Origin of the sequence: Rothia sp. LK2492 (assembly GCF_040946345.1) — a bacterium.
GTDB lineage: Bacteria > Actinomycetota > Actinomycetes > Actinomycetales > Micrococcaceae > Rothia > Rothia endophytica.
The window spans coordinates 84,134-98,326 of sequence record NZ_JAYWLX010000006.1; the positions used below are offsets into that span (position 1 = coordinate 84,134).

Below are 14,193 nucleotides of genomic sequence, written 5' to 3' on the forward strand. Positions count from 1 at the left end.
TATGAGCAATGTGCTTCCTTTCGGTGATCGACTTTCACGCGCAATGGCACAGAAGGGCCCTTTGTGCGTGGGGGTTGACCCCCACCCAGGGCTCCTAGCTCAGTGGGAACTTGAAGATACAGCTGCCTCCTTGGAGCGCTTTGCCTTCACCATTCTGGACGCCTGCGGTGACGTTTCGGCGGCTCTCAAACCCCAGGTAGCTCTATTCGAACGTCACGGCTCAGCCGGTCTTGCGGTGCTAGAGAAGTTTCAGGCTGAAGCTGCTCAGCAGGACGTTTTGGTGGTGGCAGATGCTAAACGCGGAGATATTGGGTCAACCATGGCTGCCTACGCCGATGCCTGGCTAGGAGAGGCCTCGCCCTTGGCCACCGATTCAGTAACCTTGAGCCCCTATCTAGGCTTTGAATCTTTGCGACCAGCCCTTGACCTCGCCTCAAAGAACCAGCGAGGCACCTTTGTGCTAGCTCTTACTTCTAACCCGGAAGGAAGGAGTGTGCAGCACATTGGGGGGCCTGAAAAGTCGGTAGCGGGCTCAATTGTTCAAGCAGCTCAGCGTGAAAATGAATCTTCTGCCTGGCAGAAGATGGGCCCCTGTGGTCTGGTCATTGGGGCTACGGTGGGTCATGCCTTGTCTAAGCTCAACATAGATCTTTCAACATTCAATGGGCCAATTCTTTCACCCGGATACGGGGCCCAGGGTGCTACAGCCGACGATCTTTACAGGGTCTTTGAAGGCATTGAGCGCCAAGTGTTGGTGAACTCTAGCCGCGGTGTTCTGAGCGCCGGGCCTCATCGTTCTGGTTTGAGGGACGCCGCACAGCGTGCTGCTGAGGAGCTGGACTCGGCCTCACGATAGGGTTAGATGAGAATAAGATGGCGGGGAAGGAAGCCTCCCCGCCATTTTTATATTAATTACATTACCCGCGGGTAACTTACTTTGAAAAAACCGCCTGACGTGCTAATTTATAATTGTTTGGTCGCAAATAGCTTTCGTTTAATTTCCCTCTGGATATTACCTATAAGAAAAAAGCTATTCCACATTTGTATATTCCATGTTCGCACCGTGAACACCTCGCACCTAAGGAAGGCAATCATGCCCCTCAAACCCCTCACCGAAGAACAGCGCGCCGCAGCCCGTGAAAAGGCCAAAAAAGCCCGTGTTATCCGTGCTGAAATCAAAGAGGCTGTTAAGAACAAGCAAATTACCATTTCAGAGGTCCTTCAGCGCGCTGAAACTGATGAAGCTGTCGCTAGACTGAAGGTAACCGATCTTCTCACCTCCCTACCGGGTGTTGGCGAAGTTCGGACTGAAAATATTCTGAAAGATCTGAATATTGCTGCGTCTCGCCGCTTGCGTGGTCTTGGCATCCACCAGCGTCGAGCACTCATCAATCTTCTTGACCGTTAAGGGCTAGATACCGTGGCAGAAACTCACCAGATACCCACACTCACCGTTTTGGCCGGTCCAACAGCTGTAGGCAAGGGGACCGTGTCTACCTACATTCGTGAGAACTACCCGGACGTATGGTTCTCGGTTTCTGCTACCACGCGTGATCCCAGACCTGGTGAAGAAGACGGAGTCCACTACTACTTTGTCTCTGATGAAGAGTTTGACTCAATGGTCGAAAACCGTCAGATGCTGGAGTGGGCAACCGTGCATAACTCGTACAAGTACGGAACCATCCGCTCTATGGTTAAACGTCAGCTCAAAGCTGGGAAAAACGTACTTCTTGAGATTGACCTGCAGGGCGCACGTCAGGTGCGTAACGCCATGCCAGAAGCTCAGCTGATCTTCTTGGCGCCTCCTAGCTGGGATGAATTGGTATCCCGCCTCATCGGTAGAGGTACTGAATCTGCCAGGGAACAGCAGATGCGGCTTGAAACAGCAAAAGTTGAGCTGGAGGCTGAGCCCGAGTTTGACCATACGGTCATTAATGATTCGGTGCCAGAAGCTGCCGAAGCGATTATTGAACTCATGGGCGTAGAGCGCTAAAGAGTCAGCGCGGGCGGCACTAGTGGAACATCACCTCTGGGCCGCCTGCGTTTTACGTGACAAAAAACCGGTTCGCCGATAGTATTAGTAGAGTTTTTGCCACCGGATTGCGGTGGCGCAGTCCAGTAAAGATGGAGTCTTACGTGGCTAACGCACACAACGATCAAGGTATCATCAACCCCAGCGCAGACGCTCTGATTAAGAAGGCTGAGTCTAAGTATGGTCTGGTGATTTTCGGTGCTCGCCGTGCCCGTCAGATCAACGCTTACTACTCACAGCTGCACGAGAACCTCTACGATTACGTAGGTCCCCTGGTTGATTCAGAGCCCAACGAGAAGTCACTATCTGTGGCTATGCGTGAAATTAATGAAGATCTGGTTCAAGCTCGCCACGTTCCCGATGGCAAGTTTGATGAAAACGGCACCCTGATTCACGACGACGAATCCAGCGCTTTCCTGGGTGCAGATTTCTACATCGAAGAGCCCTTCGTGGAATACGTCGATGCTGAAGACGCCGAACAGGCATAGTTTCTAAAAACAATGCGCGTCATTATCGGCATTGGCGGGGGCATCGCTGCTTATAAAGCAGCGATGCTCCTGCGTCTTTTTTCTAAAGCTGGCCACGAGGTAGTAGCTATTCCTACCGAAGCGGCTCTTAAGTTCATTGGCCGGCCCACTCTTGAAGCTCTTAGCGGTAACCCTGTGTCGGTTGATGTTTTTGACCGGGTGCCCGAGGTCAATCATGTGCGCCAGGCAGAGAAAGCCGATGCTGTTGTCATTGCGCCGGCAACGGCAGATTTGATGGCACGCTTAGCCAGTGGTCGAGCTGACGACCTACTCTCGGCAACGGTTCTCACCACCTATGCTCCGGTGATTCTGGCCCCAGCGATGCATACTCAAATGTGGGAGCACCCAGCTACCAGGTCTAATGTTAAGACTCTGCGCGGTTTTGGTTATCACATTATTGAACCAGCCGTTGGGCGCCTGGCGGGGCCTGATTCCGGAATCGGTCGCTTGCCAGAGCCCGATGATATTTTCGCGCAGGCACAAGCAATTTTAGGGTGGGACGTGGATGAAGCGGCCCCGGCTGATGTGCCCTTGTCAGGACGCCGCGTGGTAGTTACCGCTGGGGGCACACGTGAGAATTTAGATCCGGTCCGTTTTTTGGGTAACCGTTCCTCAGGTAAGCAGGGTTTCGCCCTGGCGCGTGCGGCGAAGCAGCTAGGAGCCAGTGTGCACCTCATCGCGGCACATGTGGAAGTGGAGCTTCCGACCGGCCTCGATACCGTAACCCGTGTGTCTAGCGCAAGAGAGCTACGCGAGGCTACTTTAGTAGCGGCACCAGGGGCCGACGTTGTGATTATGGCTGCTGCTGTGGCGGATTTCCGACCGGCTGACTACGCTGACTTCAAGATTAAGAAGACCGATGATCCGGGGCAGGACCCCGTCATACATCTGGTGCGTAACCCGGATATTCTGCGAGAGCTCGTGGAACATCGGTCAGCTAACCGAGAGACTGGCCCACAGCTTATCGTTGGATTTGCAGCTGAAACCGGTGATGAGAGCTCCAGTCCGTTGGACTACGGACGTGCAAAGTTAGCCCGTAAGGGGTGCGACTATCTAGCGGTTAATACCGTGAGCGCCACCCAGGGTTTTGGGACTGAGGTCAATACTCTGACCATCCTTTCTGACAATGGGGTTGAGCCCTTGGTGACTCAGGGAACTAAATATGAAGTTTCTGAAGACCTCCTGCGTCATGTAGCGCAACACCTCAATAATTAATCATCTTTACCTCCAGTTAGACCAAGAGAAGTACAGTAGAACCGTGACTGAAAATAACCATCTTCGCCTTTTTACCAGTGAGTCTGTGACCGAAGGTCACCCTGACAAAATCTGTGATCAGATTTCTGATGCCATCCTCGACGCTCTCCTTGAGACTGACCCCCGCTCTAACGTTGCTGTTGAAACCTTGGTCACTACCGGGCAGGTACACGTTGCCGGTGAGGTAACCACCAACGGATACGTCGATATCCCCAGCATCGTGCGCAGAACCATCCTGGATATTGGCTACAACTCCTCAACCCACGGTTTCGATGGGGAGTTCTGCGGTGTTTCCGTTTCTATCGGTGAACAGTCCGGTGATATCAACGCAGGCGTCTATACCTCTCTCGAAGAACGCCAGGGCACAGCGGTCGATGAGCTTGATAAGCAGGGCGCCGGCGACCAGGGCATTATGTTCGGGTACGCAACTAACGAGACCAAGGCTTTGATGCCTGCTCCCATCTTTGTGGCGCACCGTCTTGCTGAGCAGCTCACCAAGGTGCGTAAGGACGGCACTCTGCCCGACCTACGCCCTGACGGTAAAACTCAGGTAACTATGGGGTACAACGAAGATTTCACCCCCGTCACCATTGATACGGTGGTAGTTTCAACCCAGCACACTGCCGATTACGATCTAGACCGGCTGGCTGCTGACGTCCGTGAGCACGTGATTGAGCCCGTCCTCGCTAACTTCAATTTTGACACTAGCGCTGCCAAACTCATTATTAACCCTGCTGGGCGTTTTGTTCAGGGCGGCCCCGTGGGCGACGCTGGCCTGACTGGTCGCAAGATTATTGTTGATACCTATGGGGGCATGTCCCGCCATGGTGGTGGTGCTTTCTCCGGTAAGGACCCCTCAAAGGTAGACCGGTCGGCTGCTTACGCTATGCGATGGGTAGCCAAGAACATTGTGGCAGCCGGTCTAGCAGACCGTGCTGAGGTTCAGGTTGCCTACGCCATCGGCCAGGCTACTCCCGTCGGTATTTATGTTGAGACCTTTGGAACAGAGAAGGTTGCTGTCTACAAGATTGAGGCGGCAATCCGTGAAGTTTTTGACTTGCGCCCACTAGCCATCATTCGTGATCTTGAGCTGCGCCGCCCTATCTACAAGAAGACTGCGGCTAACGGCCACTTTGGCCGTGAGGGAGCTGACTTCACCTGGGAACGTACCAACCGTGTAGCCGAGCTGAAAGCCGCTGTTGGCCTATAGTAAACTAGCTACATGACCAGCTTTAACACCGAACCCCTGCAACCAGACCTGTTGCAGGGGTTCGGTGTTTCTTTGCCTTCTCAGGCAGGTTCAACCGAAGCAGAAGATAGCGCCGTTAGCCTGCCCGTTGCGCGGGTTCATATTGATACCCATGTGCCCCATCTTGATCGACTCTTTGACTACGCTGTACCTGCCGCGCTTGATGCCGAGGCTCAGTCAGGGGTGAGGGTGAGGGTCAAATTTGGTGGCAGGGAGGTGACTGGCTGGCTTCGCGAGCGCGTAGCCCGGTCCGATTCCCCGACCAGGCTTGTGCCCCTGCATAAGATTGTTTCTCCTCTGCCCGTGGTGGATGCTGAAATCTTTGAGCTGGCCGATGCTCTTGCTGATCGTTATGCCGGCCTTGTGCCCGACGTCCTGCGCCTAGCTGTACCGCCCCGAGTCGCCAGTGTTGAGCAGCAGTACCTAGCGCCTGCGTCGTCTGTCAGTTCATCTGAGAGTGAAGACGCAGAGGGAAGTCCAGAGCCAGGCCGGGTAGCAGATACTATGACCGATGAGGTCCTAGAGGCAGAGCCAGAGCCTCTTCAGACACCGGATATTTCGGCCTTCGAAGACTACACCCAGGGCATAGAATTTTGCGATGATGTTGCTGCTGGGGCCGCGGCTCGCGCCGTAATGAGCGTGCTGCCGTCACACCCGGAACACGGCTGGGAAGACCTCATGGCCGTGAGCCTTGTGCAAGCTGCGGCTCACGGCAGGGGAGCGCTGGGTGTTGTCCCTGATCTCAAAAGTTTGGAGCGTCTTGAAGCAGCGCTTGCTCAGCTTACCTCGCCTGAACGCTATACCCGGCTGACAGCCAATGATGCCCCTACCCCGCGCTATGAAAGTTTTCTGCGTGCAAAGCAGGGGCTAGCAGACATCGTTATTGGAACGCGCTCAGCAGCATATGCGCCTGTAAAAAATCTTGGTTTTGTTGCCTGTTGGGATGATGGGGACTCTTCACTGATTGAACAGCGCGCGCCCTACTGCCATGCCCGTGACGTCCTCCTTTTGCGTGCTACACTGACGGATTCTGCGGCTCTTTTCATGGGGTATGCCGTCAGCAGCGAGGCTGCACGACTCGTACGGAGCCGTTGGGCTAGCCTGCTATCAGCTGATCGCGCGGTCGTCCGTTCTTTCACTCCGCGGGTGCTGCCAACGGGCGATGACTACCAGCTGGCCAGGGACCCCCTGGCTGCTATAGCTCGGATTCCGCACCAAGCTTTTGCCGTGGCCCAGGACGCTCTCAAGCAGGGACCGGTGCTGGTTCAGGTTGCGCGAGCGGGCTACATACCTAGCCTCAGCTGCCAGCGCTGCCACATGCCGGCGCGGTGCCGCGACTGCCGTGGCCCCCTTTCACTGGCTTATGGTCAAGCACTGCCCCAATGCGGGTGGTGCGGGCGTATAGCTAAAAACTGGGCCTGCACGGACTGTGGCGAGCGGAGATGGCGCTCAGGTGCGGTAGGAGCCCTTCGCACCGCTGAGGAACTGGGCCGCGCTTTCCCTGATGTGCCGATCATTAGCTCTAGTGGGGAGAATATTAGATCTTCCATTGGCCCTGAACCTGCTTTGGTGATTGCTACCCCCGGGGGAGAGCCAGTTGCAGAGGGAGGGTATTCAGCCGCTCTGCTGCTGGATGCTGATCGAATGATGCAGGCTGATTCTCTTCGGGCTCCAGAAACTGCCTTGCGCCGCTGGTTTAACGCTGCAGCTCTGGTGCGGTCTTTTGCTGTTGGTGGCCGTGTAGTGACAACTGCCAGCCCTTCACCCGTGCTTGAGGCGCTAGTGAGGTGGGACCCGATGGGCTACGCCCTGTGGGAGATTGATGAACGGCATGATATTGGCTTGCCGCCGGCCGTCCGTACGGCGGCTATTACCGGCAGCGAGAAGGGTATCGAGACTTTCCTGGCCTCTCTTGAAATCCCTGAGGACGTTCGGGTCAGCGGGCCGGTGCCCCTGCAGGAGCCTAGTGACTATTTTGAGCCAGAGATAGACGGTGAAATCTACCGAGCTATTCTCTTCTTTACCTATGCCCGTGGGCACGATTTCACCCGTCATCTTCGAGCTGTCAAGGCCTCCCTTTCAGCACTCAAAAAAAGTGAACCGGTTCAGGTGCGCTGCGATGGTTTGGATATTCTCTAAAGCTCACCAAGAAGGTTGAGGAGCTTAATAGCTGAGGTATGCCAGCTATAACGTGCAGCATCAGCTAGCCCAGCTTCAACTCGATATTTCGCTTCCTGCGGATCTTCAAGATCTCGCACTGCCCGTGCAAATTCACTGGGGGAGTTAGCGTTAGCAAAGAACGCCGAGGGGGCGATTTCCCTAAAGATAGGAATATCGCTGAGCACTACGGGGCACCCTGCCGACTGCGCCTCTACCACCGGCAGACCGTACCCTTCATCTTTTGAAGCGGTCAGCAGAGCAGCGGCTGTGCTCAGCAAGGCTGTATAAGCCTCTTCATCGACACCGTTGTGAAACACAATGTTGGGCCCAGCTTTTAGCTCTAGTTCGCGCTGTTGAGCGGGAGAAATCCTAGAGAGCAGGTGCAGAGTGTAATCCGGTAGGGAGCCCATCGCCGCTATTAGTGTCTCTACGTTTTTGTAGGGCATAAAAGACCCCATGTAGATTAAATCTTTGGTGCGCTGCGGAAGTAGGCTCAGCGCTTGGTCTTGACTCTTTATCCTGCTCTGGGGGGCGTTAGGCACCACGTGAAGGGGTTTGCTCGTTAGGCTGTGTTGCCTCATCAGACCTGCAGTAGTCTCAGACACCGTTACCACGGCGTCGGCCCGGTTGAGCAAAAATCGCTGCGGAGCGTAGGTGGTATGAAAGACTCGCCAGCCCGCGCGTACAGGAGCAGGGAGGAACCCCGGCGGATCAGGGTGGGCGTAGTAAATCAGATCGTGAAGGGTGAGTATCAGCTTGAACTTCCGCCCCCAGCCCCCGAGCCCCAGGGTCTGCATGGGGGAGAAGACCACCTCTGGCCGATAACGGTTGATTTGAAGAGCAGCCGTGGGTTCCAAAGGGGAAGTGGGTGAGCAAATCTTGACGTGAGGAAGTTCGGGAAGCATCCCTAACTGGCGCTCATCACTAATCACCATAGCCAGCTGAAGGTCCTCCGGTACTGCGGGGTGCCCAGCGTCCTGCAACTCTTTGAGCGCTGTTAGTAAGGACGCCGTGTAGCGGCTGATACCGTCGTGTACGCCGATGCGGGTGTAGCGGGCGTCGATTATCAGTTTCATCGGATGGGCTCCTGGTGGAAATCAGCAATGAGAGCAGCAGCGCGGAGAGGAGTTTCGTAGTGGATGAGGTGCCCGACCTCGGGAATTACGTCTAAACGGCCCCGCCGAAGAGCGGCGAACATGGCTCGCTGGCCCTCCATGCTCCCCAAGTCATCTTCCTGCGCCACTATCATCTGTATCGGTAGATCGATAGTGGGGGTGAACTCCGCAGCGGTTGATGAGATGGAAGCTCGGTAGGCTTGAAGCACAGCAGCGCGTGAAGAGAAAGCACCAAAGTAGGCTGCGTGCTGACCGTTAATAAAATTCCTAAGTTCTGCATGGCTGTTCTTCATCATGAATTCGCTACTGATTCTGGTGATGATGTGCGATTTTAGCAGACTGAACCCAAGAGGAGCAGGCAGGAGAGCACCGGCCGCATAGTACATCTCAGCTAGCCGGCTCATCAGTTTCTGGTTGCCCTCCAAGGCGGGTTCACAAATAGGATTAATGAGTGTCAGCCTCTGAACCAGATGGGGCCGGGTAGCTGTGAGATAGGAGCTGACGATAGACCCAAATGAGTGACCCACCAGATGGATAGGGTTTTGACCAGTAAGCCTCAGAAATTCCGCTAGCCAGGCGGCATAGGTGTTCACGGTGTGCTCTGCTGCCGGCATAGGTTCAGACCTGCCAAAACCCGGCAAATCAGGGATGAGGACGCGGTAGTCCAGCAGCCCCTGGGCCAGAAGCTCAAGCCCGTGGTGATCCCCCCTAAAACCGTGGATCAAGACAAGGGTTTCAGCGGTGCTATCCCCGTATTCCCACCATCGGGTGAGTGAACCGTTCACCGTAGCTTCGTGGAGCTTCCCATGGGAAGTGACGGTAGGGTGTAGCTCAAAAACGCTGGCAGGGGGCATCGATACTCTAGCTTTCTCACTCACCCCTTTACTCTACCGCTGCGGTCGCGGCCCCGCTGCACGCTCCCGCCCAGCGCCGTCCAAAAACTGGTCGCTCCGGCGAAAAATGGGGAGAACCGATAGACTGTACCCAAAGGTTTTGACACCGGCGCCTTTCGTGTGCCCAAAACTCAAAGCTCAACCTACTCGTACAGACAGGAAGTCAAGTGACTGCTGAGGTAGAAACTACCGAACAGACCGAAAATACCTGGGATTTTCGCGCGATGGAAACTAAGTGGCAGCCCTACTGGGAAGACACCAAGGTCTTTGAACCCACCAATGAAGAGGGCAAAGAGACACGCTATGTAGCGGATATGTTCCCCTACCCATCAGGCGACCTTCACATGGGTCACGCCGAGGCTTTCGCTATTGGGGACGTCACTGCCCGGTACTGGAAGCAAAAGGGCTACAACGTTCTGCATCCCATCGGCTGGGATTCATTTGGTCTACCCGCAGAGAACGCGGCTATCAAAAACAACACCCACCCCAAAGAGTGGACCTACAAGAACATCGAGACTCAGGCGGGTTCTTTCAAGCGCTACGGCATTATGGCTGACTGGTCACGCCGCCTGCACACCTCTGACCCCGAGTACTACCGCTGGACCCAGTGGCTCTTCCAGCAGTTCTACAAGAAGGGTTTAGCCTACCGTAAATACTCCCAGGTCAACTGGTGCCCCAAGGACCAGACCGTTCTGGCCAACGAACAGGTCATCAACGGTGAGTGCGAGCGCTGCCATACCCAGGTTACAAAGAAGTCTCTGAACCAGTGGTACTTCAAGATCACTGACTACGCCCAGGAACTGCTGGATGATATGAAGGATCTGGAGTGTCACTGGCCCGAGCGTGTGCTGGCTATGCAGCGTAATTGGATTGGTCGCTCCGAGGGCGCCGAGGTCAGTTTTGCCGTTGAGGCTGCCGAGGGTAAGGAGGCATCTACCGTTGATGTTTTCACCACCCGCCCGGATACCCTCTTTGGTGCTACCTTCTTCATCGTGGCAGCAGATGCTGATTTGGCAATCGAGTTGGTCACCGATGAGCAGCGCGAGGCTTTGGAGCACTACCGCGAGAGCATCAAGGTGCTCTCTGATATTGATCGTCAGGCATCAGACCGAGAGAAGACCGGTGTCTTCTTGGGTCGCTACGCTATCAACCCCCTGACCGGCGATAAGCTGCCCATCTGGGCGTCCGATTATGCTTTGGCTGACTATGGGACCGGTGCCTTGATGGCTGTACCCGCCCACGACCAGCGAGACCTGGACTTCGCTCGTAAATTCGATATCCCTGTCATCACCGTGGTCGAAACCGGTGAAGAAGATCCCGCTGAAAGCGGCGTGGCGACAGCTGGCGACGGCAACCACATTAACTCTGGCCCCCTGAACGGGCTGAACCGTTCAGAGGCTACTAGCAAGGTTATCGAGCTGCTGGAAGAGCAGGGCACAGGGAAGGGTAAGGTCAACTTCCGCCTGCGTGATTGGTTGCTCTCCCGCCAGCGTTTCTGGGGGTGCCCCATTCCCGTGATTCACTGTGAAGAGCACGGTGAAGTTCTGGTCCCAGAAGATCAGCTACCCGTTCGTCTGCCCGACAATCTCTCCGGTGAAGACCTGGCCCCCAAGGGACAGTCACCTCTGGCCGCAGCCGATGAGTGGAACACTGTTGCCTGCCCCGAATGTGGCAAACCTGCCAAGCGCGATTCGGACACCATGGATACCTTCGTGGATTCCTCCTGGTACTTCATGCGCTATGTTTCACCCAACTTTGATGCCGGCGTCTTTGACCCCGAGCAGATGAAGAAGTGGAACCAGGTTGATATGTACGTAGGCGGTGTTGAGCACGCAATTCTACACCTGCTCTACGCCCGTTTCTTTACTAAGGTTATCCGTGATCTTGGCCTCATTTACCATTCTGAGCCCTTCAAGGCGCTCATGAACCAGGGCCAGGTGCTCAACCAGGGCAAGGCTATGTCCAAGTCACTGGGTAACGGCGTTGACCTGGGTGAACAGCTCGATAAGTTCGGTGTGGACGCCGTGCGAACCGTCATGGTCTTTGCCTCGCCCCCTGAGGACGACGTTGACTGGGCAGACGTGTCACCGGCAGGTTCACAGAAGTTCCTGGCCCGCGCATGGCGCGTTGCCAACGACGTCACCAGCGCCCCTGGTGTTGTTGGCTCAGAAGGTGATAAGGATCTGCACAAGCTGGTGCACCGCACCATGTTTGATGCTGCCAAGCTGGCTGAAACCGGCAAGTTCAATGTGCTGGTTGCTAAGACCATGGAGCTGGTCAATGCCACCCGCAAGACCATTGACTCCGGTGCTGGTGCTGGGGACCCTGCCGTCCGCGAAGCCGCTGAAGCTATCGCGATTCTACTCTCCCTTTACGCGCCCTACACCGCTGAGGATGCCTGGCACCTGTTGGGTCACAAGACCCCCGTGCTGACTGCAGGCTGGCCCGAGGTAGATGAGGCCCAGCTGGTAGACGATACCGTCACAGCTATCGTGCAGATCAAGGGCAAGGTAAAGGATCGCCTGGAAGTTTCTAAGGACATCTCTGAAGGCGATCTTGAGAAGCTAGCGTTGGAATCCGAGGCAGTTCAGCGTTCCATTGGGGACGCCGAGATTCGCAAGGTCATCGTTCGAGCACCCAAACTCGTGAACATCGTTATTTAGGGTTTTATTTCTGAGCTGAAGGGGTAGCCAAGGTCATGATGACCTTGGCTGCCCCCTTCTCTACGCACGGGAGGCGGTAGAGTGGAACGGTGCGTTCTATAGCTATCGTGACTGACTCTTCGGCTGCCTTGCCTGCCGATTTCTTTGCCGCAGCCACAGCCTCAGGTGGCTTGGCCCAGGTTGATTTACCTGTTTCCATTGCTGGGCAGCCGCTGGAGAGTTTGAGCTCCGCCGAGATTGATGCTGCTATCGTCACCGCCCACGTCCAGGGGGAACAGGTCACCACCTCAGGCGCTTCACCGGGGGAGCTTATAGAAGTTTACGAACGGCTTGCTAGCCAAGGGTATGCGGGTATCATTTCTATTCATCTCTCGGGGGCGCTCTCTGGCACCTGCGACGCGGCGCGAGTTGCCGCTGATATGGTTCAGCTACCGGTAGCCGTTATTGATTCTGAAAATCTAGCTATGGCACTCGGCCAGGTCGTTATGAACCTCTACCGTTTTACTGAAAATACCGATGATTTAGAGACTGCCGTAGAGGTCGCAGAAGACCTGTGCGCCGCTGTCAAACTGTTCTTTTTTATCCCAACACTGGATGCCCTCAAACGGGGCGGCCGTGTTGCTCCTGCCCTGGCAATGGTGGCACAGATGTTTCAGATACGGCCAGTTGCCACGGTACTTGACGGCAAGCTGATTTACTTAGAAAGGCCGCGTACCACGCCAAAAGCTATTGAACGGCTCACCGAACTTACCCTAGACTTCAGCGCTGAGCAGGCAAAGGGCTCTCATCGTTTTGCCGCCGGTGTTCCAGCACCTACCGGTCGGGTCGTCGCCGTCCACTACTGCGGTAATCTCTTGCAAGCCCAGGAATTTCAGCGATCGCTGGGTGAGCCAGCCAAAGATGCTGAGCTACTGCCCCTTCCACCGGTGCTCTCTGCCCACTCAGGTTTAGGCGCTCTGGCAGCAGTGGTGTATTAGGCCCTACATCGGTGAATCAGACTGTGGATAGAATGTAGCTGGCTGGTTAAAGGCTCGTCTCAGGTTCACCGAGGTGGGTGGGAACTGGCGAGATACATTAGCTGTCAGCCGAGTGGCTCTTATCCACAGATTCTCGTTCTAGAGTTCAGGGCTTACGCCCGCGCTTATCCTGGGGTCATGAAACATGGCAGGCGAGAAGATGGTCCAGGCTGGATCCTACATGATGTTGCGGAGAGCACAGGACCACAGAAATCTCTAGATGACCCAGAGACAGAGCGCCTACTAAGGAGCCGCCGCTACGGTTCTCAGCGGGCAAGGGTACACACATCATCGGCTCAACGTAGCCGCGCCCTCCTTAAAGAAACGCTAGAAGCAAACCCTCATCATTCTTCTTCACCAGATCAGCACCTTATACGGTGGAAAATTCCCAGTGGGCTCATTGCCACCGTGGCGGTCTTACTTACCCTGTTGACGCTCTGGACCACGATTAAAGGTTCTCTTCCTGGCCAGACTGAAACGGTATCACTCGCGCTTCCTTCTTCGACCGGCTCTACCTCCGCTTCCCAATATCCTAGTGGCTCAGCGCAGCAGGAGTCTTTAAGACCTGCCCCACAAGAGTCTCTGACGGTTCATGTGGACGGTGCTGTTGCTGCTCCGGGCGTTTATACTCTTCCTCCCGATAGTCGCGTGAACGATGCGGTTCAGGTGGCTGGCGGCGCCCTTCCCGAAGCTGAGACAGGGGCGGTAAACCTGGCAGATAAGCTCTCTGACGGGGTGAAAATCTACCTCCCAACTCCCGGTGAAGCCCCACTTCAGAGTGCAACAGGGCTTGCCGATGGTGGGCCAGCGCCCGGTCAGGTTTCTACTGGTGGCGCCAGTGTTCTGGTCAACATCAATACTGCAACCGCAGAAGAGTTACAAACCCTTCCAAAGGTCGGTCAGGTGCTTGCTTCAAATATTATTAGCTGGCGCGAGGAGCACGGCGGGTTTAAAAACATCGAAGAGCTGGACCAGGTCTCGGGAATTGGGCCGGCAACCATGGAAAATCTCAGAGATTTGGTGACACTATGAAGGCTGTACGGGGATCGGAGCGCTTTAGGGAGTACTGGCTCTCTGATAGAGACAGACAGCTTCACCTCAGAGAATTACCTCGTCTGTTGGACGCACGATTGCTGGCCCCATCTATCTGTGTTTGGGCTTTTACCTTTATATGGATTCTGAGTGGTAGTGGGGCAGCGCTTTTAAGTCTGGGCTTCCTAGCTGCAGCAACAGCTCTTCTACCACTGACCAAAAACTCGGCGCCTATTTCGTGGCGGTTCAGAC

General features: G+C 55.4%; 12 protein-coding genes. 10 read left to right on the forward strand and 2 right to left on the reverse strand.

Annotation, left to right across the window (positions count from 1 at the left end; all coding sequences use genetic code 11):
- Position 1: 1 nt before the first annotated feature.
- The 7 genes from pyrF to VVR27_RS08350 all read left to right on the forward strand — a co-directional run bounded on the left by pyrF (position 2) and on the right by VVR27_RS08350 (position 7,201).
- Positions 2-856 carry an orotidine-5'-phosphate decarboxylase gene (pyrF, locus tag VVR27_RS08320; RefSeq protein WP_368547924.1) on the forward strand — a complete coding sequence of 285 codons (855 nt, stop codon included), beginning with the start codon at positions 2-4 and terminating at the stop codon, positions 854-856.
- A gap of 237 nt (positions 857-1,093) precedes the next feature.
- Complete coding sequence (gene mihF / locus VVR27_RS08325; protein ID WP_346873078.1) at positions 1,094-1,408, forward strand: integration host factor, actinobacterial type; 315 nt, start codon at positions 1,094-1,096, stop codon at positions 1,406-1,408.
- 30 nt (positions 1,409-1,438) lie between these two features.
- Complete coding sequence (gmk, locus tag VVR27_RS08330; protein ID WP_368547957.1) at positions 1,439-1,993, forward strand: guanylate kinase; 555 nt, start codon at positions 1,439-1,441, stop codon at positions 1,991-1,993.
- A gap of 143 nt (positions 1,994-2,136) precedes the next feature.
- Positions 2,137-2,520 (forward strand): DNA-directed RNA polymerase subunit omega, encoded by a 384-nt coding sequence (gene rpoZ, locus VVR27_RS08335; protein ID WP_368547925.1) that lies wholly within the window; start codon positions 2,137-2,139, stop codon positions 2,518-2,520.
- Positions 2,521-2,532: 12 nt separating this feature from the next.
- A complete protein-coding gene (coaBC, locus tag VVR27_RS08340; protein ID WP_368547926.1) occupies positions 2,533-3,774 on the forward strand; it encodes a bifunctional phosphopantothenoylcysteine decarboxylase/phosphopantothenate--cysteine ligase CoaBC in 1,242 nt (413 codons plus the stop codon).
- A gap of 43 nt (positions 3,775-3,817) precedes the next feature.
- The gene (gene metK, locus VVR27_RS08345; RefSeq protein WP_368547927.1) at positions 3,818-5,023 is read left to right on the forward strand and encodes a methionine adenosyltransferase; all 1,206 of its coding nucleotides are present in this window, start codon (positions 3,818-3,820) and stop codon (positions 5,021-5,023) included.
- Between the two features lie 12 nt (positions 5,024-5,035).
- Entirely contained in the window at positions 5,036-7,201 is a 2,166-nt protein-coding gene (locus VVR27_RS08350) for a primosomal protein N' (RefSeq protein ID WP_368547928.1), read from the forward strand.
- Here VVR27_RS08350 and VVR27_RS08355 read toward each other — a convergent pair.
- The gene (locus VVR27_RS08355; RefSeq protein ID WP_368547929.1) at positions 7,198-8,298 is read right to left on the reverse strand and encodes a glycosyltransferase; all 1,101 of its coding nucleotides are present in this window, start codon (positions 8,296-8,298) and stop codon (positions 7,198-7,200) included. The two genes, VVR27_RS08350 and VVR27_RS08355, sit on opposite strands and share 4 nt — an antisense overlap.
- Positions 8,295-9,215 carry an alpha/beta fold hydrolase gene (locus VVR27_RS08360; protein WP_368547930.1) on the reverse strand — a complete coding sequence of 307 codons (921 nt, stop codon included), beginning with the start codon at positions 9,213-9,215 and terminating at the stop codon, positions 8,295-8,297. Before VVR27_RS08360 ends, VVR27_RS08355 begins: the two co-directional genes overlap by 4 nt.
- A 239-nt stretch (positions 9,216-9,454) precedes the next feature.
- Here VVR27_RS08360 and leuS point away from each other — a divergent pair, with 239 nt between their 5' ends.
- The 3 genes from leuS (at position 9,455) to VVR27_RS08375 (ending at position 13,941) form a co-directional block, all read left to right on the forward strand.
- Positions 9,455-11,893: a leucine--tRNA ligase gene (leuS, locus tag VVR27_RS08365; RefSeq protein ID WP_409349948.1), complete on the forward strand. Its 2,439-nt coding sequence runs from the start codon at positions 9,455-9,457 to the stop codon at positions 11,891-11,893.
- Between the two features lie 89 nt (positions 11,894-11,982).
- Entirely contained in the window at positions 11,983-12,870 is an 888-nt protein-coding gene (locus VVR27_RS08370; RefSeq protein ID WP_368547932.1) for a DegV family protein, read from the forward strand.
- A gap of 177 nt (positions 12,871-13,047) precedes the next feature.
- Positions 13,048-13,941 carry a helix-hairpin-helix domain-containing protein gene (locus VVR27_RS08375; RefSeq protein WP_368547933.1) on the forward strand — a complete coding sequence of 298 codons (894 nt, stop codon included), beginning with the start codon at positions 13,048-13,050 and terminating at the stop codon, positions 13,939-13,941.
- The last annotated feature ends 252 nt before the right edge of the window (positions 13,942-14,193 follow it).